20 protein-coding genes are annotated in these 21367 nt (G+C 38.8%); 15 read left to right on the top strand and 5 right to left on the bottom strand.

Annotated features, from left to right (window positions below; all coding sequences use genetic code 11):
- Positions 1–16 precede the first annotated feature (16 nt).
- Entirely contained in the window at positions 17–697 is a 681-nt protein-coding gene (locus QNH20_RS03205; RefSeq protein ID WP_283921492.1) for a TorD/DmsD family molecular chaperone, read from the bottom strand.
- 271 nt (positions 698–968) lie between these two features.
- Between QNH20_RS03205 and QNH20_RS03200 the strand changes: the two genes are divergently transcribed.
- The 6 genes from QNH20_RS03200 (at position 969) to QNH20_RS03175 (ending at position 8085) form a co-directional block, all read left to right on the top strand.
- Positions 969–2189 (top strand): PucR family transcriptional regulator, encoded by a 1221-nt coding sequence (locus QNH20_RS03200; protein ID WP_283921491.1) that lies wholly within the window; start codon positions 969–971, stop codon positions 2187–2189.
- Positions 2190–2208: 19 nt separating this feature from the next.
- Positions 2209–4227, top strand: a complete 2019-nt coding sequence (locus QNH20_RS03195) for a molybdopterin-dependent oxidoreductase (RefSeq protein ID WP_283921490.1) — start codon at positions 2209–2211, stop codon at positions 4225–4227.
- The gene (locus tag QNH20_RS03190; RefSeq protein WP_283921489.1) at positions 4220–4759 is read left to right on the top strand and encodes a 4Fe-4S dicluster domain-containing protein; all 540 of its coding nucleotides are present in this window, start codon (positions 4220–4222) and stop codon (positions 4757–4759) included. Before QNH20_RS03195 ends, QNH20_RS03190 begins: the two co-directional genes overlap by 8 nt.
- Positions 4760–4983: 224 nt before the next feature.
- Positions 4984–6219 (top strand): efflux RND transporter periplasmic adaptor subunit, encoded by a 1236-nt coding sequence (locus QNH20_RS03185; protein ID WP_283921488.1) that lies wholly within the window; start codon positions 4984–4986, stop codon positions 6217–6219.
- A complete protein-coding gene (locus tag QNH20_RS03180) occupies positions 6203–6883 on the top strand; it encodes an ABC transporter ATP-binding protein (RefSeq protein ID WP_283921487.1) in 681 nt (226 codons plus the stop codon). The genes QNH20_RS03185 and QNH20_RS03180 overlap by 17 nt, the downstream gene beginning before the upstream one ends.
- Positions 6880–8085 (top strand): ABC transporter permease, encoded by a 1206-nt coding sequence (locus QNH20_RS03175; RefSeq protein ID WP_283921486.1) that lies wholly within the window; start codon positions 6880–6882, stop codon positions 8083–8085. Before QNH20_RS03180 ends, QNH20_RS03175 begins: the two co-directional genes overlap by 4 nt.
- 153 nt (positions 8086–8238) lie before the next feature.
- On the opposite strand, the gene QNH20_RS03170 is transcribed toward QNH20_RS03175, so the two are convergent.
- Entirely contained in the window at positions 8239–9216 is a 978-nt protein-coding gene (locus QNH20_RS03170) for an aromatic ring-hydroxylating dioxygenase subunit alpha (RefSeq protein WP_283921485.1), read from the bottom strand.
- 331 nt (positions 9217–9547) lie between these two features.
- On the opposite strand from QNH20_RS03170, the gene QNH20_RS03165 reads away from it, so the two are divergent.
- Both QNH20_RS03165 and QNH20_RS03160 read left to right on the top strand, forming a co-directional pair.
- The gene (locus QNH20_RS03165; RefSeq protein ID WP_283921484.1) at positions 9548–10891 is read left to right on the top strand and encodes a uracil-xanthine permease family protein; all 1344 of its coding nucleotides are present in this window, start codon (positions 9548–9550) and stop codon (positions 10889–10891) included.
- 109 nt (positions 10892–11000) lie between these two features.
- Entirely contained in the window at positions 11001–11243 is a 243-nt protein-coding gene (locus tag QNH20_RS03160; protein ID WP_283921483.1) for a hypothetical protein, read from the top strand.
- Between the two features lie 53 nt (positions 11244–11296).
- Here QNH20_RS03160 and QNH20_RS03155 read toward each other — a convergent pair whose 3' ends face one another.
- A complete protein-coding gene (locus tag QNH20_RS03155; protein ID WP_283921482.1) occupies positions 11297–12454 on the bottom strand; it encodes an ABC transporter permease in 1158 nt (385 codons plus the stop codon).
- Positions 12444–13196 carry an ABC transporter ATP-binding protein gene (locus tag QNH20_RS03150; protein ID WP_283921481.1) on the bottom strand — a complete coding sequence of 251 codons (753 nt, stop codon included), beginning with the start codon at positions 13194–13196 and terminating at the stop codon, positions 12444–12446. The genes QNH20_RS03155 and QNH20_RS03150 overlap by 11 nt, the downstream gene beginning before the upstream one ends.
- Positions 13197–13380: 184 nt before the next feature.
- Between QNH20_RS03150 and QNH20_RS03145 the strand changes: the two genes are divergently transcribed.
- Both QNH20_RS03145 and QNH20_RS03140 read left to right on the top strand, forming a co-directional pair.
- Entirely contained in the window at positions 13381–14082 is a 702-nt protein-coding gene (locus QNH20_RS03145; protein WP_283921480.1) for a LytR/AlgR family response regulator transcription factor, read from the top strand.
- A gap of 15 nt (positions 14083–14097) precedes the next feature.
- Positions 14098–15078: a sensor histidine kinase gene (locus QNH20_RS03140; RefSeq protein WP_283921479.1), complete on the top strand. Its 981-nt coding sequence runs from the start codon at positions 14098–14100 to the stop codon at positions 15076–15078.
- Positions 15079–15154: 76 nt separating this feature from the next.
- Here QNH20_RS03140 and QNH20_RS03135 read toward each other — a convergent pair whose 3' ends face one another.
- Positions 15155–16354: an MFS transporter gene (locus tag QNH20_RS03135; protein ID WP_283921478.1), complete on the bottom strand. Its 1200-nt coding sequence runs from the start codon at positions 16352–16354 to the stop codon at positions 15155–15157.
- A 417-nt stretch (positions 16355–16771) separates the two neighbouring features.
- Between QNH20_RS03135 and QNH20_RS03130 the strand changes: the two genes are divergently transcribed.
- The 5 genes from QNH20_RS03130 to QNH20_RS03110 all read left to right on the top strand — a co-directional run bounded on the left by QNH20_RS03130 (position 16772) and on the right by QNH20_RS03110 (position 21354).
- Complete coding sequence (locus QNH20_RS03130) at positions 16772–17941, top strand: acyl-CoA dehydrogenase family protein (protein WP_283921477.1); 1170 nt, start codon at positions 16772–16774, stop codon at positions 17939–17941.
- Between the two features lie 203 nt (positions 17942–18144).
- Complete coding sequence (locus QNH20_RS03125; protein ID WP_283921476.1) at positions 18145–19020, top strand: transporter substrate-binding domain-containing protein; 876 nt, start codon at positions 18145–18147, stop codon at positions 19018–19020.
- A gap of 121 nt (positions 19021–19141) precedes the next feature.
- Positions 19142–19849 (top strand): amino acid ABC transporter permease, encoded by a 708-nt coding sequence (locus QNH20_RS03120; RefSeq protein WP_283921475.1) that lies wholly within the window; start codon positions 19142–19144, stop codon positions 19847–19849.
- Between the two features lie 13 nt (positions 19850–19862).
- On the top strand, positions 19863–20576 hold the full coding sequence (locus tag QNH20_RS03115; protein WP_283921474.1) for an amino acid ABC transporter permease: 714 nt from the start codon (positions 19863–19865) through the stop codon (positions 20574–20576).
- Positions 20577–20598: 22 nt separating this feature from the next.
- Positions 20599–21354, top strand: coding sequence for an amino acid ABC transporter ATP-binding protein (locus QNH20_RS03110; protein ID WP_283921473.1), 756 nt, complete (start codon positions 20599–20601; stop codon positions 21352–21354).
- The last annotated feature ends 13 nt before the right edge of the window (positions 21355–21367 follow it).

Genomic DNA, 21367 nt, shown 5'->3' with positions numbered 1-21367 from the left:
TTCATAGAATTGTGTTTCAACAGTTATTAATAGAAACAGTGAAATCATCAACAAGTTCACAATCAAATTTGGTAAAGAAATCTAACAAATATCCAATTCCAATAAAAAGACTTGATGATGCATTATTCCGAATGTCTAATGAAAATTGAGGAACCCATTTTGATAGATGTTCACTAAGTAACATTTTCTGACCTTCCAATAACTCAATGAGTACATCCCTCTCTTCTTCCTTTTGTGTTTTTTCTATTAATGCAATCATGAATTCAATTTCAAATACGATATGATCATCTGCTTCATCATGAAGGTTATCTCTTTTTCTAACTTCAAGTCCAAATTGATTATAAAGATTTCTTACTTCAAATGTAGGGAAATCAAATAACGCCCTATCCTTACTCCTATAAACAGATTCCCATGGTGGTGCAAGTAAGGAATCAGGTCCAATAAATAAACGGAAGAAGTCCTCCCGAGCTTTTTGTATTGATTCGTCTATATCCTGACAATAAAAAAAATCGTATAAAATTTGCACAGAGTTATCTAATTCTATCAGTCCATCTATATATCCCTGTTCTTTAATTTCAATAAATCTTTCAAAAGAAATAGGATCTGATAATAGTTGATGTAATAGCTGGTAGAGTTTTTTTCGTGCACTTAATAATTGGTTCTGTTCGGTTGTAAATAGTTGATTTTGGATTTCCATTTGCTACATCTCCCAACTCATCTTTACGATATTTAACTATATTACTCAATCATCATTCCTACTCTTAAGAGTTTGCCATTTATTTATTAATTTAAATTATAGATTTTAAACTGATCTGTTAATATGGCCCTGCTTCACGAATTAAAGATGCTATTTTTGTGCCCGGTAAACAAAAGGATTTAACGATTCTGTGACATTCATTGTCCAGTCTATCTACTTGCTTTAAGATAAATAGAAGACAACATCTAGATAGGAGAAAGGTGAATAATCGATGCAAAAACAATATGCTATTCCAGACTTTGTTCAAGAATTAATGACCGTTTCAAGCCAAGGGGTTCACAAGATTATTCAAAAACTCTCCACACTTTTATCCCATCCAGTCCTCGTAGCGGACTCACTCTATCAGATTCTTTATTGCTCAGCCGGAAATGAAGCGATAGATGAAATAGTTATCATGCCTGATCAGCATCAGGAATCCAATCCACACATTTCTGTTTTCAGCTGCCAGATTTCAACCATAAATAATTTAAAAAATGGGTTGGCTAGTCCAATAACATTCGATAATAAAAAACTTGGTTATATCATTTTATGTAGTAATAACACACCGTTAGAGACTGGTCTCTATGAAGATCCACTTATTTATGCGGCTTCTTTATGTGCTTTGCAAATGCAAAAAAACCTGGAAATCAAGCAAGAAAAACAGAAATTCAAAGAAGCCTTTCTATTTGACCTACTGTACGGAAACATTAAGAAAAAGGAAGAGATTATTGAATACGGAGAAATTTGGGGATGGGATTTTAGCGTCCCTCATATTGTAATCGTATTTTCCTATAAAGAAGTAAATCATTTTTTTACGAACAAGCACATGATTAATATGCTTTTACAAGTTGTTGAAAATGAGTTGAATTTACATAACTTGAAACCGATCGCAATGGCCAAACAAAGTCAGGTGATAACCCTAATTCCTCTAGCTGATGCTTATCATGCTGAGAATAGGTCCAAGCTGGAAGCGTTTACTGAAACTATTCTAAAAAAAGCAGAAAAAATAAATCTGGATTTTGAGATTGTTTGCGGAATTGGAAAAAAATACACAAATCCTGCCGAGCTTTTTAGAAGTTATCAAGAAGCAAAAGTAGCTCTTGAACTAGGCATTTTATTGAATATTACAACACCACTATTCACTGATTTAGGTTTAGAACGGATTTTATATAAACACGACCTCCAAGACTTGATAGAATATTACAACCATATATTAGGAAGTTTACTGGAACACGATAAAAACCATGATGGAAATCTTATCGAAACACTTGAAGCTCTTGCCTCCAATCAATTTGATATGGGTAAAACGGCCAAGGAATCGTTTCTTCATCGAAATACACTACGTTATCGTGTGAAAAGAATTGAAGATATTCTTCATCTGAAATTGGATGACTTACATGTTCGATTAGATATTATGGCAGCTTTCAAAATTAAACAGCTGCGAAAAATATGAAGAATGAAGGTAATTCACAATGAAAGATGGCATATACAGAAACACTTGTCCACGTAATTGTTATGGAACCTGCGGAATTTTGTCATATGTTAAAAATGGCCGGCTCATAAAAGTGACCGGTGATCCAAAACATGGCTATACAAAAGGGAGACTATGTGCAAAGGGATATGCTTCCACCCAATTTGTCTATAATACGCAAAGGCTTAAGTATCCAATGATACAAAACCCTAGAGGGTCTGGAAACTGGAAGAGAATTTCATGGGATGAAGCTTACTCCATTATTGCTGGTAAAATTATCGAATTGAATCAGCGCTATGGGTCTAACCTTGCCAGTGGCTACAACAAATTCTCAGGAAATCTTGGTTTACTGCACAATGCAGTAGAAGGTATGTTCAATAGTTTCGGTCCTCATACGAAACCAACTGGAAATCCTTGTGCTCTAACGGGAAAACTTGCAGTTAATCAATCTTTTGGAGATAATTACAGCTCTGTTCCCGAGGATATGTTACATGCAAACCTAATTGTTATTTGGGGAGCGAATCCTGCCGTCACTAATGTCCATCAAATGAAGTTTATTTATAAGGCAAGGCGCAAAGGTGCAAAATTTGTTGTCATTGATCCTATTTTTACGAGAACAGCTGAGAAAGCTGATATCTATATCCAAATCAATCCCGGAACAGATGGGTGGCTGGCTCTCGGAATCGCCAAAATCATCATTGAAAAAGGGATTGATTTCGAAGAATCTATTCGGGATCAAACAATTGGCTGGGATCAATATAAACACTTTATTCAAAATCAAATTAACCTATTTGATGTATCAAAACGTACAGGTGTCCCAATAGAGGCAATGGAGGTACTTGCTGAATTTTACGGTAATTTAAAACCTGCCGTCACTTGGAATGGTTTAGGTATTCAGCGTAACGATAGAGGCGGACATAGCATCAGTGCTATCAACAGTCTTGCAGCCATAACAGGTAATCTAAGTAATCCAAATGGCGGTTTATATTATATGCACTTTGATAAAGAATATTTTCCACAACTTCTGTTAAACCATCAGGGTCCTATTCATCCAACTATCACCAACTCTAGAGAAGTTGATATTAGTAATTATTCAAAAAATGCTCTCACCTTAATAGATCCGCCGCTAAAATTCCTTTGGGTGGCGTCAAGAAATATTATTACTCAGGATCAAAACCTTAAATCTTGGCAGCAATTGTTCAATCAATTAGAACTCATCGTGACAGTGGATCTTTATTTAACAAAAACAGCGAAAAAATCCGATATCGTTTTACCAGCAGCCTCTCATTTTGAAGAAGAAGATTTAAATGTAGGTTATTGGCATTATTGGCTGGCCTTAAACCAAAAAGCAATTCCTCCTTATTACGAAGCAAAAAGTGATTTACAGATTGCTCGGGAATTAACCAAAAAGCTAAATGAACTCTCACCGGTCTTTTCTAACTTCCCTTATGAAAAAGAACCAATTGACTGGATTAAAGAAGAGCTATCTCCGGAGATTATGCATCAGTATGGACTAACTAGTTATGAGGATTTACTAAAGGGGCCGCAAAAAAAATTAGAAATAACTCGCTCTACGTCTGACCCAGAGAAATTCAATCTGCTTCCGGCGATAGAAACACATGCTAATGATCTGTTCCTAAGTGAAAATCTTCAACAACCATTAACCTATAGACTTTTAACACCGCAAACATTGTTGAAAATCCATTCTCAATATGAAATGGTGTCTTGGTTAGATCATGGGGAAACTGACAATATCATTGAAATATCTTATAATGCTGCGATCCAACATGAAATTGATGAAAATGCAAAAATTGAGATTTACAATGAACATGGATTAATTGCCGGTACCGCTAAAATTAATCCTACGTTGCCATATAATGTGGTGCTTGCCTCCCAGGCTGGCAGCAACCCCATTAATCAATTAATCTCTCAAAAAGAAGAAAAAGATAAAAATAGCGCCAGTACTTTTTTTTATGACAGCATTGTGAAAATTAGGAAATGGAGAGAAAAGCATGTTTAAACGGGCCGGATTCATTTTCAATGCGGATAATTGTATCAATTGTAAAGCATGTGAAATTGCCTGTAAAAATGAAAATCAAACTCCCACAGGCATCCAATGGAGAGGAGTTAAAAAGGCAGCACCTGAATTATATCTATCCATTTCCTGTAATCATTGTGACAGCCCGGAATGTTTCCGAGTCTGTCCAGAAAGAGCATTCACGAAGCGTAAAGATGGCATCGTCCAAATTGATGAGGATCTTTGCACAGGCTGCCAGCTATGTATCTCTGCCTGTCCCTATCACGCACCACATTTTAATCCTGAAACACGAAAGGTCAGCAAATGCCAAATGTGCTACCCAAGACAAGATATTGGAATGGTTCCGGCTTGCATTGAAGCTTGTACTACAGGAGCGCTGAACTTGGTAGATTTAAATACTTTTGAAGATGAGCAGGCAGACCGTATGATTCAAGGCTTCCCTGAAATCACTATTACCTGCCCATCCATCCTCTTCTATCCTTTAAAACCTAGAAAAAGATATTTTCTTCAATAAAGGATCTTCTAGTTAATCGCTCATTGGTTAAGATGAGCGATTATTTTTTCGACAAATGCTATAAGGCTATTAAAAAGCCTTCATCTTGAAAATTGCAGGTCTTACCTATAATGCAAAAAACAACTTATAACTGTAAATAATAGAAAATAATTGAAAATTCCTCCATATTCTTTATACTTTATAGTTAATGAGAGAACAAATAATAGACTAGACGGAGGAATAATGTGAAGAAAAAAGTTTGGATTTGGATTGTATCAATTGTCGGATTACTTGTGATCGCAGGAACTGCTATCTACTTTTTTACCAAAGGCGATGCAGAAGTGGCAGGAACTGATGTCAAGGAAATGGGGATAACGGTTCAAAAAGCTAGTGAACAAGAATTAAAAGAGACAATACTTGTTACAGGTAAAATTGTCCCTGAAAATGAGCAAAAGGTGTTTTTGGAGCCGGAAAAAGGAGTAATTAGTGAGTATAAAGTGACGGAAAATCAGACTGTCAAGGCTGGTAACCCCCTACTAATTTACGATTCTTCCAAAATAGATAGTGAACTAAAAAAAGCGGTTCGTGAAAAAGAATTACTTCAAAGTAAAGGAAAAACAGAACAAAATCAAATTGCCGAACTAGCAAAACGTATTGCAGAAGCGAAAAAGAATACAACCACACAAAGTACCACAACAGAAGAGGCAAACGATGGAGCTGTTACGCAAGTAGACATAAACCAGCTTTCCACTGAAAAGATCCAATTGGAAATGGGATATGAAAGCACAAAATCAGAAATTGCCTCAGCAGACGACCGCATAAAAGAACTGAATGCACAGAAAAAAGAAATGACGGTCGTCAGCAAAATGGATGGGATTATCGTTAAGGTTAATCAAAACGTAGCAAAGACAGAGACAGGAGCAGCTGAACCTGTCATCCATATTATTTCGAGCCAGCCTTATAAGGTAATTGGTACCATGAGTGAATTTGATGCCGTAAAGATTCAAAAAGGGCAGCCGGTGATCATCCGTCCAAAGGTTTATAAAGATCGGGAATGGAAAGGTGCTGTTGAATCTGTTTCACAATTCCCTAATGCAGAAGGCGGCGGTGAAGACTTCGGAGGCGGTCCTGGCGGTGGTCCTGGCGGCGGCAATGTGACGATGTATCCTTTTAAGGTAGCAATTACAGATGATACTTCAGAGTTACGTCAAGGCTTCCATGTTTCTTTAGAAATTAAAGTGGGCGGCTCAGACAAAAAACTTGTAATCCCACATCCATCACTAATTGATGAAGGTGGAAGCAAGATAGTTTATGTTTTAGTCGATAAAAAGCTTGAGAGACGGGAAGTAAAAACTGGGGCAATGAACGATGAATTCATCGAAGTGACTGAAGGAGTAAAGCCGGGTGAGCTCATCGTTATAACTCCAAATGAACAAATGCATGATGGAATGGAAGTGACCTCCTTTGATGAAGTTAAGTGAGATTACGAAGGTTTATGGTAAGGGGGCACTAGAAGTTCCTGTGCTGCATGGAATTGATTTAACGATAGAAGATGGCGAATTTGTCGCGATCATGGGGCCATCTGGTTCAGGTAAATCAACCTTAATGAATATCATTGGCTTTTTAGATTATCCAACATCGGGTACATTCGAATTAAATGGTGAAAAAATTGATTCAGCAAAAGAGAGTGTCCTTGCAAGATTAAGAAATGAACATATTGGCTTTGTTTTTCAACAATTCTTCATGTTTCCAAGGGACAACGCTATCAAAAACGTCGCATCCCCTCTTATTTATGCAGGTGTTTCGAAACGAGAAAGAACGGATAGAGCAAAAAAAATGCTAGGAAAGGTTGGATTAGAAGACCGAATGAAGCATTTGCCCAATCAATTGTCTGGCGGCCAGAAGCAGCGTGTCGCCATCGCTAGAGCACTTGTCAATAACCCAACGATCATTCTAGCTGATGAGCCTACCGGAGCACTTGATTCAAAAACTAGCGAACAAATCATGAAGCTGTTTATTCAGCTTAATGAAGAAGGCAAGACAGTTATTATCGTTACGCACGAGGAAGAAATTGCTGCATATGCCAAAAGAATCATTACACTAAAAGATGGCCTGATCACCAATGACCGGAGGGTGAAACCATGAACATCTGGGAGAGTTTCAAAATTGCCCTTTCTTCTATCTGGAATCATAAGGTACGGTCAATCTTAACCATGCTCGGCATCATTATCGGGGTAGCGGCAGTTATCATTATCGTTGCGATCGGACAAGGCACAAGAAAACAAATGACGGATGAATTGTTTAGTACGGATAAGAATGCGATTGATATTTATTATGAATACATCCCGCCAGAAGGTGAGCCAGAAACCTTTTGGCAAGAGCCTGAATTGACGTCGGAAGATATCCAAACACTCGCAAATGTTCCGGGTGTGAAAGCAGTCATTGCTACCAATCAAGGCTTTGGTACAATGGTCCGTAATGACGAGCAAGGTGAGATGCAAATTACTGGTGTCGGTGCGGAATTCTTCTCCGCTAAAAATATTCAAATTGTTGAAGGGCGAGCTTTATACGCTGCAGATAACGATGGATTGAATCGGGTTGTCCTTATTGACACGATTGCTAGGAAGAAATTTTTTAAGGAAACTGAAAACCCGATTGGCGAGATCATTGACCTGAATAATAATCCTTACAAAGTCGTAGGCGTCTACGAATCACCGATTCCTGAACAATTTCGGAATAAGGATACTGGTGAAATGCTTATGCCTCGTTCAGTTATATCAATGATGTTCGGCAACCGTGAAATCGAACAATTATCCGTAATTGCAAGTGATCCTGAAAAGGTTTCTGAGACCGGTAAACTGGCTGCTGCAACTCTGACAGAAAAAAAAGAACTGGAAGATGGAAAGTATTCTACTAACAGCTTTGAAGATTATGAAAAAGAATTAAACAAGATGATTTCGTTACTGACATTACTAATTGGCAGTATCGCAGGAATTTCCCTCTTAGTCGGCGGGATTGGGGTAATGAATATCATGCTTGTTTCAGTAACTGAAAGAACAAGAGAAATAGGACTTCGAAAAGCAATTGGGGCTACAAGAAAGAAAATCCTATTACAATTCCTTATCGAAGCGATCACCTTAACCTCATTAGGCGGACTGATGGGAATCGGACTAGCGTCAATCGGAACCATCATAGTTTCTCAAGTAACTCCTATTGCAGCGACGGTCAGTCCCTTAATTGTCTTAATTGGAGTTAGTTTTTCTGCTCTAATCGGGATTATTTTCGGGATCCTCCCAGCTAATAAAGCATCGAAGCTTAGCCCAATTGACGCTTTGAGATATGAATAAAGTGATACTTCAATCAGTGTTTTTGTCCATCCCCCGCTTATTCTTGTTAGTTGAAGAGGGTCTTTCTGCCAGTTAATAAGGGATAAAATAAAATAAAACAAAATCAGGGTCAGTCCCTCACCGCTTTTTCGCGAAGAGGGACTGACCCTTTGATTATTCAGTGCCAAGTGTAACGCCAAGTTTAGTTAAATATTGTCGATAGGCAATACTCATTCTGTCACATTTCAACGAAAGTTCTACTTGCAAATCAAGTGGTAAGTCCTCGGGTTTCTGATTTTCGACGATAGGCTTGTCTTGAGCAAAAATCATATCTTGAAACTCTATGATTTCCTGATCAGTTGTACCCGTTTCATAGTTAAATGACAAAATCCCATAGGCGATGGACTTACATTCTGCAATAGGCAGGATGGTAAGTAAAATGGTCATCTTGTTGTCAGTATCCGGATCTCTTTTTGTGAACCGAACGGTTAATGGTCGTATTACTTCATACGTATAAAATACATCTTTTGATTGTCCGGTACCGTCAGGGTCTGGCTGAAATATGGCGATTTCATCTGAAAAAATCCGATCTTCTTCCATATGAACATCGTAATCCCCAATGACAGGATGCTCCTGTACCCCCAGAAACCCTTCATGTATAAAGGAAAGATGGCTTACATCCAAGAAGTTCTCAACGATTCTTGGAGGATTGGCATTCACTTCCTGTGGACCCCATAAGACATTACGGAAGTTATCATCTGTATATTCAGGATAAGAAAAGAATTTAGGATTATTGTTGTTGAGATTAATCCACACTAATCCATATGCTTCTTTGCATGTATATTTAATAGCTTTAGCTTTTAATGGAATGGCTCTTCCTTCAGGGAGCTGCGGGATTTTTGTACATGTACCGGCAGAATTATATTCCCAACCATGGTAGGGACAAACGAGATTCCCATCTTTTACGCAGCCTAGTGATAAAGCAGCACCTCGGTGTATACATAAGTCCTTAAAAGCGTGGACCCCTTCTTCATTGCGGAAGAGAACGACCCTCTCGCCTAATATCGTTACTTGTACTGGCTCTTCTTTTACGTCCTCTCTTTTACAAGCAACGACCCAGTCACTGCGTAACACGTTATCTTCCAAAAGCATGTTTACCATCCCTTCATTGATGAATTCTTTTTATTACCTATATTTTATGAAGCTATTTTAACAAAGTCAACAAAAACACGAACATTAATTAAAAAAAATATAAAAATATACGTAATTTATTATTTACAACTTCTAAATTGTTTTTTATAATTCAATTAAAGTTTTTAATACAGCAGTAGTAAAAAACCTGCGAATCATCACAAAGAAAATTGCTTCTACATCTATGTTTTACTGTGATTTCAACATTATTGAAATGCTATTATCCCTAGTACCTTTATTCTTTTATTGTTTATTGAATTCAAATTAATTTAAAGTAGAGGAGAATAATTAAGTGGATCAAAAAGAGCAAAACACGAACATTGTAGTAGGCATCAATGAAAAAATCAGTTGGGGAAGAGCTTTTTTACTTGGTATGCAGCATGTACTGGCGATGGATCTGTATATCGCACCAATCATTATTGCTGGTTTACTTTCATTGGATTCAATGAATACAACATTCTTCATTCAAATGTGTTTTTTAGCAGCAGGACTAGCAACACTCATTCAAACCATTGGCGGCTTGCGGCTGCCAGTCGTTCAAGGTCCTTCCTATGTCCCTATCGGAGCGTTAGCAGCAATAGGAGGTAAGCTTGGATTAGGTGCTGTTTTTGGCAGCCTCCTTCCTGGGGCCTTAATTATTGCAATCCTTGGGTATCCGTTAAAATGGTTTGCTAAAGCTGTTCAAAAAATAATCCCGCCGCTTGTCGGAGGAACCGTCATTGTCATTGTAGGGATCTCATTAATGCCTAATGCATTTAATAGTATTTACCATGCACCTGGAAATGTAGGACACAATGTATTGATTGCATTTGTTTCTGCTGCGGTTTTAATCATCTGTATTCTTCTTGGACGTAAGGCAAAGGGGTATGGCACATTTTTCCGCTTAGTTTCGGTTATCCTAGCCATCATCGCTGGAACAATTACTGCATCACTTTTTGGAACCGTTGATTTCTCCTCTGTAAAACAAGCATCATGGATATCATTTCCAAGCTTTTTCCCATTCGGAAAACCAGTATTTAATTTACAAGCGATTTTAACAATGGTATTTATTTATTTGGTTATTTTAATTGAAACAACTGGAACTTGGTTCGTGGTATCAACTGTTACTGATAGTGAATTAGATGAAAAACGATTGAACCGTGCATCTGTCGGTGAAGGAATTGGCTGTTTCGTAGGATCTCTTTTCGGTGGGACACCTATGACAGGATATTCTTCTAACGCTGGAATTATTGCGATTACTGGTGTTGCAAGCAGAATGGCCATCATTGCTGCCGGTATTATTTTGATATGTTTAGGATTAATCCCTAAATTATCTGCGATCATTACATGTATTCCTGATCCGGTGATTAATGGAATCTTTGGTGTCGTTTGTGTGGCGATTGTCATGAACGGTTTAAAAGTCATTCAACATGTTGTCATCGATGACCGCAATATGATGGTAATCGGTGTTCCAATCTTACTTACAGTAGGTACTATGGTTCTTCCGAAGGAAATCTTATACAGCGTACCTGATTTTGCAAACTATATCTTATCTTCCGGAACAGCTGTTGGGGCGATCGCTACAGTCATACTTAATCTAATCATCCCACATGAACGAGAAAAAGCAGTTCCGTCAGGGAAAGAATCATTAACATAGTCAGATACACTCAAAACAATAGGAAGGGTTAGTCATGAAGACTAATCCTTCCTATTTGTTTATAGTTAATATAGTTACACAATAGCGTTTAACCAGTTTTAACTTAGGGGTGGCGATCAATGACTGCGGCGGCCCTGGAATTGTCCTTTCTTCCGTTGCCTACGCCGCAGGAATTATTAATCAGGAATTTTTCGCGAGCCTTGTCATGTTAGCCCTTATTACTTCCTGGATTCCAGGAACTTGGCTTCGGATCGTAGTTAAAAAGAAATGGAGACATATGCCTGGGGATGAAAATATTACGCCACATCCAAGAGATGACGGAAAAATTAAATCTATTAATCGATCTATATAGAAGAAGCTTCAGTCCCCAGCTCTTTAAAGCCACTGAGGACTGACCTCTTCCCCTTAATTCATCACCCATTTATCCTTCAGGAATAGAATCCTGCCCACAATAAACAGAAGGATCATGCAGACTAGGTTGCTTGCGAAGGTGACTAGGATGTGTTCGTAATCGATGATGCCGAATATTAGTTCTTTCAGAATGCTGAAAAGATTTAATATTGGAACAGCAAAATGCTGAAAGGATAATTCGTTAATTCCGATACTTGAGAGGATCATCGTCGGGAACATGGCTAACATCATCACCGGTGTGCTGTAGCTTTGTGATTCTTTTACGGTCTTGCCGATAATACTTGTGAGCATGAGAAGTGAAGCAGTAAACATCGCATAAATGATGGAGACCAACACAGCTAAAGCAATAATAACAACAACATTGTCACCGAAAGAAACAGCCTTTTTTAGATTTTCTGTCAGTAAGTTAATTTCTAAAGCGACAACCAGTAAAGTGATAATCCCTGTAACTGACCCAACCGTAGCAATTGTCAGCCATTTCGAGAACAGCAAGGTTGAACGCTTTACCGGTGTCATTAATAATGCTTCCATCGTCTTCTTCTCTTTTTCACCGGCAAATAAATCGGAAGCAGCTGGACCTGAACCAACCCCAATAGCTATGGCTAGAATTAACGGAATTAGCATAGCGATTAAGTTGGCATTCGGATTTTGGTCCGACATTTCCTTTTGTTCAATTGTAATGGGTTCAACTAGGTTTGGATCTGTTCCTTTTGCTTGCATCCGTTCTGAAATAATTGATTTCTCGTAAACACCCAGCACATTTTGTACAATGTTGTTCAAATTAGACGATTTCTGACTAAAGGAGTCACCAATAATCGTGACTGTCGCCTTTTCCCCATTTTCGATATTACTACTGAAATTAGGATCCAGGATTAGTGCTGCCTGGACTTTCCCGTCCTGCAACGTTTTTGCTGGATTAGCCGAGTGAACGAGTTCAATATTTTTATAACTAGTAAATATTCCTGCAAGTTCGCGATCAAACGATTCGTTCACGGCAAGCTTATAGCTTTCCCCTTTGCCATCAGAGATCATTTTTTCATAAAAAAAAGTTAATCCGGTCATCATGATTACCGGTAATAGTACGGTCAGCAATAACGTCCGGCGATCACGGAAGCAGTCTTTTATTTCTTTTAAATAGATTTTAAGAAGCATAGTGTTCGTTCCCCCTTACAAGCTTACTCATGAAAATATAGTTCAAATCACGGCTTCCCTCTGACTTGTATAGTGACTCAAGATTGCCGTGATAGACAAGTTCACCTTTATGCATCATAGCGACAGAATCACAAAGCAGCGATACTTCCTCCATAATATGGCTTGAGAAAATAATCGTTTTTCCATCACGCTTTAGTTGATGCACAAGCTGGCGGAACACATTAGAGGATGTGATATCTAACCCGGTTGTCGGTTCATCAAAGAGAATAATCTCAGGATTATGGATCAGTGTTCTCGCAATCGCAACCTTTTGACGCATTCCTTTAGAGAAGCCGCCAACTTTCCGGTTCAAATAATCGCGCATACCGAACATCCTTGACAGGTCATCAATGCGCACCTTCGTTTCATGCTTACTTAATCCATATAGTGCTGCAAAGTATTCTAAGTTTTCTCTGGCGGTCAAGCGATCATATAGGCCCGTTTCTCCGCCAAATAATACCCCGATTCTTTTTTTCACATCATTTGCATTCTTGATCGTGTCAAAGCCAGCAACCGTTACCGTCCCCTCTGTCGGCGTAAGAAGTGTAGCAACCGTTCTTAGTAACGTCGTTTTGCCAGCACCGTTCTCCCCAAGCAGACCGACCACCTGCCCTTCTTTTACGGAAAAAGAGACATGCTTCAATGCCGTGATGAATTTCTTTTTATCTTGAAATTTCTTCGTTACCTCTTGGATCTCAATCATTTCATTCCACCCCATCTGTTTTGTTTCTTGATGTCATCATACAAATAAACGAAAAGGAAATCTGCACTTATGTCGCGAATCGTCCATTTCCTGTCGCGAAAATGCCAAATTCCACTTTAATAATGGTAAAATAAAGAAGATTCTATTAAAGGAAATTCTAAATGGTTAAAGGTGTGGCTCTATTATGATGAAGGTTGGTCTGGTCGATGATCGATTCATTGATTTAGATAAATTAAATGCGATTGTCGCTGGAATACCAGATGTAGAGATAGTTTTCTCAACTACCTTTGCGGAGGAAGCCTATGAGCATATCAAAAAAGAATCAATTAATTTATTAATTGCTGATATTGAAATGCCAAGTTTATCCGGATATGAGCTAGCAGACATTATTCATTCACATGCCCTTAGTATTTCAGTTATCTTTGTGACGGCCAACAGCGGCTATGCAGTTCATGCCTTTGAATTGAATGTCCATGACTATATTATGAAGCCTTATCCGAAAGACCGTTTAATCAAATCGATCGAACGCTTAAAGGAGAAGACAAAGTCGGCTGATATTGCCGGCAGGCTTTATTTAAAACAAAAAAACGATATTCATATCATTCAGAAGAAGGATATTATTTTTATTGAAAGATCCGGCCGTTCCTCAACCATTTATACAAAGTCGGGTTTGATTAAAACCTATCAAACTCTTAACGAATTAGAGGGCGAACTAAGGGAAAGGGATTTTATCCGCTCGCACCGATCGTTCATTATCAATATCCACTATGTAAAAAATTTTTCCCTGTATGCAAAGAATTCCTATATCGTGACGTTTGAAGGAATTGAGGAACAAGCGATGATTACTAAAGAAAAAGTAGATTTTATACAAGAAAATTATTTTTAAAGGCAGGAAATGAACTTGAAGTTGATAATTTTATATTGGTTGGCGTTAGCTATACTGGGCACGGTACATCTTCAAATGCTCACGTTAATGCTGCCATGGAACATTCCTTTCTATTTAACTTGTTTACTCGTAATCATGATTTTCTATTATTTTTATAAAAAAAGTATCACTCACATTTCGATTTTGGGAGTAAAATGGAACTCACTGTTATTTGGCTCGCAGCTGCTGCTTGTACTGATTTATACGTCCTTGAAGCCATCGTGGGTTTATCTCGTGCTGTTAATCCTCTTTATCGGAATTGAATACATTAGGCTTTCCGTTGCACAAAGTCTGGCTGCATTAACCCGAGAGAATCATCTTTTTAGGGAACAAACTGCCCATTTTAATGAAACATTTCGCATTGTCCGCAGTGAACGGCATGATTTTCTCAAACATGTTTCCGCCATTCACTTTATGCTTGAAACTGGAAAACACGGTGAGGCAAAAGCGTATCTGGATGAGTTAGTCGACGGCTATGAAGAAACGAATCTTTCCATTAAAGGGGAACAGGGAATCGTTGCCGGGAGCTTGCATCAAATGTATCGGCGTGCCAAAACAGCAGGAATTGCGGTTGTCTATGATTTCGACCTGCCGCTATCCACATTACCACTCCCTGATACCGTCATGGTGAAACTGCTTGGAAATCTGTTATCAAATAGTATCGAGGCTAGTGAAGACTGGCAAAAGGAACATAAGCAACAGGCTGTAATCACACTGCAATTTTATAAACGAAGCGGTTTGTTCCTATTAATTTGTAAAAATAATAGTCTGTCAATTCCAACTCCCATCTTGGATGGACTGTTCCAAAGCTACGGAAAAACAACAAAAACGAACGGTCATGAGGGACTTGGGACGAAGATCATTAAGGATATCGTAAATGACCACCACGGCTTTTTAGACTTCGTCTATAAAGACCAGGAGTTCACCGTCAAAATAAAATTTCCAGCCATTCAATGAACAAGAAAAATCCCATCTTCTCGAGCAGATGGGATTTTTCCTTTGTAAGTCTTTTTCTCAATAGCATGAGCACCATTTATTTCGTCTGCAAGTTCTTTACCGGCACCGATGAAAGCTTAATCGATAAAGGAAAGGCTAACAGCAATAAACAAATAATAAAGCCAATTACTCCACCCCAGCCGAAATTCGACCAGAAAAATCCGCCGGCAGTACCTGCCGTGCTCGATCCAAAATAATAAAAAAATAAATAAAGCGAAGAAGCTTGGGCTTTCGCAGTTTGTGCTCTTCGCCCCACCCAGCTTGAAGCGATCGAATGGGCGCCAAAAAAGCCAAAGGTAAAAATAGCGATACCGATTATCTTTAACACCAAAGGTTCTACAAGTGTCAATGCCGCTCCAGTAACCATAATGACCAAGCCAAGCCATAAGACCTTCCGGCGGCCAAGCGTATCAGAGAGCCGCCCCATCCATGTTGAACTAAAGGTGCCAGTTAAATAAACAATAAAAATCCAACCGACTATTGTCTGGCTCAATTGATAAGGTGGTGCCATTAATTCAAAGCCAATATAGTTATACAACGTGACAAAGCTTCCCATTAAGATAAAAGCAATAGAAAATAAACATAATAATGCCGGGTCTTTTAAATGACCTACCATTGATTTGACTAACGTATTTAATTTCAATGACTTTGGTGTAAAATAGTTGGATCTCGGCAGATTAAACCAGAACCACAGACTAAGCACGAGGCTAATCACCCCAATACTCCCCATTGCAACCCGCCAAGAAAAAAAGTCCGTAACAGAGCCGGTAATAATTCTTCCTGCCATACCACCAATGGAGTTCCCGCTAATATAAATCCCCATAGCAATACCAAGACTTTTTGGGTCGACTTCTTCACTCAAATAAGCCATAGCGATGGCCGGCAGACCCGCAAGAACGATTCCTTGCAGGATGCGAAAGCTGATTAACGACCCAAATGTGGGACTGAAGGCAGTTAAGATGACAATGAGGGAGGAAAGGATTAAGGAAGCAGCCATAATCGGTTTCCTTCCCCATGCTTCAGACAAAGAACTGGTAAAAAGCATTGCCACAGCAAGAGCGAACGTCGTTACCGACAACGTCAGACTTCCCGTTGCTGCTGTGACATGAAACTCTTTTGTGAAAATCGGCATTAACGGCTGGACGTCATAAAGTATAGAAAAAGTTATAAATCCCCCTGCAAAGAGGGCAAAATTGGCTTTACGAAAGGCTGTTGTGCCTTGTTGCAGCTTACTCAACAAAAAGACCTTCTTTCTACTTTTTTACACTTTTCAACTGTACTCCTCTAACGTGAAAAATTCAATTAGATATAAGTTCCTTTCGGTATTATTACTTGTTCAAGTAGGTAATATTTTGTCCTTTTCCTAACCAAAGCTGCTTACTTTATTAAAACAATACATAATATTTATTGAAGCTATGTTCAACTGTGGTTGTAATTTTGTAATATTTCAACAGGATGAGTGCTTTAAAGGATTTTTATTGCAAACCACTTCCTGCTGTCTGGATCATCCTAATAATTAATCAGAATTTTAATAAAAATCGATAAAATACCTTGACAGTTCGATTGTGCTTCGTTATTATTTATTCCTATAAAACATATCGGGATTATCAAATTAACATCGATAATAAACTAACAGGTTACTAGGAGGGAAATCGTGCTTAACTTATTCGTAAAGACAAAAAAGCAAAAGACATGGTTACAAAAATTGCATGAGAAAGAAGCAAAATTTAAAAGTAAGTCGGCGGAAATTGATGAAATGGCCATTTTTCCAGAAGAAAATATTCAGGAGCTAGTGGAGATGGGCTATTCAAGTATTACTCTTCCAGCTGCTTATGGCGGAGAAGGATTAAAAGTCTATGATATGGTGCTCCTTCAAGAAACACTGGCTAGTTTTGATGGAGCCACCGCACTTTCGATTGGCTGGAATCTCGGGGTGATCGGCGAGCTCTTTGAAACAAAACTTTGGGATCAGGAGAGATTGGATTTTTTTGCAAAAGAAATTCTTAACGGCGCCTTAGTGAATCGGGCCGTAAGTGAAGCACAAACAGGAAGTCCAACTAGAGGCGGACGGCCCGGAACAACTGCGGTTAAGAAAAATGGTGCTTGGGTGCTAACAGGACGGAAAACATTTACCACTATGTCACCCGTATTAACTTATTTTCTAACATCTGCTTGGATTGAAGAAAAGCAAAAAGTGGGCTTCTTTCTCCTGCATAAAGATTTAGACGGACTAACCATTGATGAGACATGGGATGTCATTGCCATGAGGGGCACAGGAAGCCACGATCTTATTCTCAATAATGTAATCGTTGATGATTTCAATCTTGTTGAACTCCCGTCCATGCCCAGCGGCAGTAAACTAAACGGCTGGATCCTGCACATTCCAGCCTGTTATCTTGGCATCGCCCAAGCTGCACGCGATTACGCTGTCCATTTTGCCAATCACCATGCTCCCAATAGTTTAAACGGACCGATCAGCCAATTACCTAATGTTCAACAGCTGTTAGGGGAAATTGATTTAGAATTAATTAGAGCTAGACATCTTACCTATAGTGTTGCAGCGGCATATGATGACGTATCGCTTAGAGAATACCTCGAAAATGAACTTGGAGTTGTCAAGCATACGGTTACGAATTCGGCGATTACCATTGTTGATAAAGCAATGAGGATCGTCGGGGCCAAAAGTCTTGGGCGCAACAATCCCCTGCAACGCTATTACCGCGATGTAAGGGCAGGTTTGCACAATCCACCAATGGATGATATGACGATAAAAAAATTAGCACTTTCAGCCATTGAACACAAGAAAAGCGTAAACGCCCGTTAAGCGGCGTATGGACTGGAGCGATTCGATGTTGACTTATCGTAGGGAGAAGAGCGAAGTCCACTAGCCGCTGGGCGATGGAGCTGGACAATTATCTCATTTAGAGTAGGAATTTCACCCATTCCTACTTCTAAAACTATGAATTTTTTTTAGTTTCAAATCCAACTATTTTTATATGAAAACTTTAAATAAAAAAGGAGATTGGTATGATGAGAAATAAAAAGTTTTTAAAGGTAATCATAACAGCTTTATCGTTGTTCATTCTGTTAGCAGGATGCGGCATCAGTTCCACGTCTAGTGAATCATCAGATGCAAAAAATAAATCTTCAAAGGTAAGAAAGGTAAAGATCGCCTATGACCAAGCTTCAAAGCCCATCTCCTATATCGATGATAAAGGAAATCCAACTGGATATGATGTAGAAATGATGAAATTGGTCGATAAATTACTTCCTGAATACGAATTTGAATTCGTTGGAACATCAAGTGACGACTTATTACTGGGGGTTGAACAAGGGAAGTATCAGGCAGGCGTGAAAAATGCCTTCTGGACACAGGAAAGGACAGAGAAATTTATCTTTCCAAAAGAATTCCTTGGACTGAGCAGCGCAGGTCTTGTCTTAAAGAAGAAAAATGAAAATATTAAATCTCTGGCAGATTTTGCCTCCGCGGGCTTAACCTTAGCGCCAATTGCTGCTAACAACGCGCAATATACCATTATTGATGAATATAACAAGGCCAATCCGGATAATAAAGTCAAATTGAAAGCTGGAGATTCCTTTACAGTGGACGTTGTTCAATGGGTAAACGAAGGTCGGGTTGACGGCGGTGTCATGATTGAAGGTCCATTTCAAAAGCAGGTCATTGCTGATGACGGTCCCTATCATAATCTAAAAAATGAGGTTGTTTACAATGAATTCGCCGTCATCAAAACTTGGCCATTATTTAACAAAAAGGAACAGGCATTTGCCGATGCTTTTGACAAAGCCCTCAAAAAACTGAAAGAAGAAAAGAAACCGAACGAATTAAGCAAGAAGTTCTATGGCAGAGATTTGTTCGAGGTATTGGATACTGTCAAAAGATAAGTACCATTTTCACAGTAAAAAAATGTCTTGAATCACTGAGGTTACATCCTTATTAAAGGCTGTAACCTCAGTTCCCTATAAAAAGACAATCAATCTACGAAAATGCAGCTGGAGGTGAATTATGGAGAAATACTTTGATGCCAAATATATCTGGGAGTCATTCCCGCTGTTAATCCCCTATATAAAAGTGACATTTCTAGTTGCCGGTCTATCCGTTCTGTTTGGAACACTTTTAGGTTTCATTTTAGCTGTAATGAAATTAGGAAACAGTAAGATTGCTCAGAAAATCGCCAATGGGTATACGACAGCATTAAGATGTACACCCTCGATTGTCCTGCTCTTCCTTGTTTACTATGGAATTCCGAAAATTGCCGAAAATTTCGGCTTAAACCTTAGCGACGTTGATAAAATCGTCTTTATTGTCATTACCTTTTCCCTGCAATTTGCCGCTGCTATGTCTGAAGTGATCCGCTCAGCTTATCAATCGATTGATCGAGGGCAATTTGAGGCTGCAGTTAGTGTAGGGTTAAGTAACACACAAGCGTACAGGAGAATCATCTTTCCACAGGCGTTTGTCGTTTCCCTGCCAAACTTCGGCAACAGTTTACTTGAGTTGATAAAAGAGGGTTCTTTAGCATATACAATCGGATTAATTGATGTAATGGGGAAAGCAAGCCTGATTATCGATGGCCGTTTTAATGCTCATGCCTTTGAAACGTATCTTGCCTTATCGATTATCTATTGGGTGATTTCCATAGTGATTGAGCAGTTTTTCCTGAAGCTAGAAAAAGGCTTTAGTAAAGGAAAACAAGTCATAAAACCAACATAAAGGGGGTGGCAGAGTGTCCGAGAGTCTAAATTATCAGTTTTTAGTAAAGACATTTTTCACCGCATTATCAGGAGTACCCACCGCACTTATTATAACGATTGTCGCCTTACTAATTGCCCTTCCGCTAGGGTTCTTACTCGCGTTAACAAGAATCAATCGAATTTCCTTCCTCCATCGTTTTGCTCAAGTTTATGTATCTTTTGTAAGAGGCACACCTGTCATTGTGCAAATTTTTATTATCTATAGCAGTGTCCCCTTGGTACTAACTTCGATATTTAAAAAGTTTCAGATTGAAACGAATGTTTATGATATCAATCCGATTTGGTACGCCTTCATTGTTTTCTCATTGAATACGACAGCTATCTTAATCGAGGTGTTTCGTTCAGCGCTTAGCACGGTTAGCAAGGGTCAGCTGGAAGCCGCTTATTCAGTCGGATTAACCAATGTGCAGGCATTTAGGAGAATTATTATCCCTCAGACATTGGTTGTCGCCTTACCAAATATATGTACTGCAACCGTCAATCTGATTAAAGCTACCTCTTTGGGATATGCGATGTCCTTGCAGGAAATTACACTGCGAGCAAAAGTAGCAGCCAATGTCGGCTACAATTATGTTGAGGCGTACATCGATATCTTTCTGGTCTATTTGATTTTATGTAGTTTAGTAGAATTTTTATTTAAATTATATGAAAAACGGTTACGGAAATATAAAGCAGCAAATGCCTAAGATTGAAACTGGAGGCAGAACGATGTTAGAAATTAAAAATATTCATAAATCATTTGGAAAAAGTGAGATTTTAAAAGGCGTGGATTTACGCATTGACAAGGGTGATGTGGTTGTCATCCTTGGACCAAGCGGTTCCGGTAAAACCACGCTACTCAGGTGTATTAACTTTCTGGAAAAAGCAGATCAAGGGCATGCTATTTTTGGGTCTACGGATGTCAATTTGAAAACAGCTTCCAAAAAGCAAATTCACGATATCAGACAAAAGGTCGCGTTTGTCTTCCAAAATTACAATCTATTTAATAATAAGACCGCACTTGAAAATGTAACAGAGGGACTGATTATTGGCAGAAAGGTTCCGAAACCTGAAGCAATCGAAATAGGCAAAAGGGCATTGGATAAAGTCGGTCTGTCAGAAAAATATCACGCCCATCCTGTTGAATTATCAGGCGGACAGCAGCAAAGGGTCGGGATTGCCAGAGCTGTTGCTTTAAATCCGGATATCATTTTGTTTGATGAACCAACCTCTGCCCTCGATCCGGAATTAGTCGGGGAGGTATTAACGGTGATGAAAAATATCGCCAAAGAAGGAACCACCATGTTAGTCGTGACCCACGAAATGTCGTTTGCGAAGGATGTAGCTAACCGTGTGGTCTTTATGGATGGCGGCGTCATTGTTGAAGAAGGGTCCCCTAAGGAGATTTTCACCAATCCAAAGGAAGAAAGAACCCAGCAGTTCTTAAAGAGAGTTTTACCGGAGGATTATATCTTTTACATTTAGACGAAAGGGTCAG

Source organism: Neobacillus sp. WH10 (genome assembly GCF_030123405.1).
GTDB lineage: Bacteria > Bacillota > Bacilli > Bacillales > Cytobacillaceae > Neobacillus.
Note: the sequence above shows the minus strand (reverse complement) of the source record. Positions and strands in the feature narration are given on the sequence as shown.

Bases quoted from the DNA above. Each gene is read 5' to 3' on its own strand.
- QNH20_RS03205 (WP_283921492.1), bottom strand. From the start codon at position 697: ATGGAAATCCAAAATCAACTATTTACAACCGAACAGAACCAATTATTA.
- QNH20_RS03200 (WP_283921491.1), top strand. From the start codon at position 969: ATGCAAAAACAATATGCTATTCCAGACTTTGTTCAAGAATTAATGACC.
- QNH20_RS03195 (WP_283921490.1), top strand. From the start codon at position 2,209: ATGAAAGATGGCATATACAGAAACACTTGTCCACGTAATTGTTATGGA.
- QNH20_RS03190 (WP_283921489.1), top strand. From the start codon at position 4,220: ATGTTTAAACGGGCCGGATTCATTTTCAATGCGGATAATTGTATCAAT.
- QNH20_RS03175 (WP_283921486.1), top strand. From the start codon at position 6,880: ATGAACATCTGGGAGAGTTTCAAAATTGCCCTTTCTTCTATCTGGAAT.
- QNH20_RS03170 (WP_283921485.1), bottom strand. From the start codon at position 9,216: ATGCTTTTGGAAGATAACGTGTTACGCAGTGACTGGGTCGTTGCTTGT.
- QNH20_RS03155 (WP_283921482.1), bottom strand. From the start codon at position 12,454: ATGCTTCTTAAAATCTATTTAAAAGAAATAAAAGACTGCTTCCGTGAT.
- QNH20_RS03150 (WP_283921481.1), bottom strand. From the start codon at position 13,196: ATGATTGAGATCCAAGAGGTAACGAAGAAATTTCAAGATAAAAAGAAA.
- QNH20_RS03145 (WP_283921480.1), top strand. From the start codon at position 13,381: ATGATGAAGGTTGGTCTGGTCGATGATCGATTCATTGATTTAGATAAA.
- QNH20_RS03125 (WP_283921476.1), top strand. From the start codon at position 18,145: ATGATGAGAAATAAAAAGTTTTTAAAGGTAATCATAACAGCTTTATCG.
- QNH20_RS03120 (WP_283921475.1), top strand. From the start codon at position 19,142: ATGGAGAAATACTTTGATGCCAAATATATCTGGGAGTCATTCCCGCTG.
- QNH20_RS03110 (WP_283921473.1), top strand. From the start codon at position 20,599: ATGTTAGAAATTAAAAATATTCATAAATCATTTGGAAAAAGTGAGATT.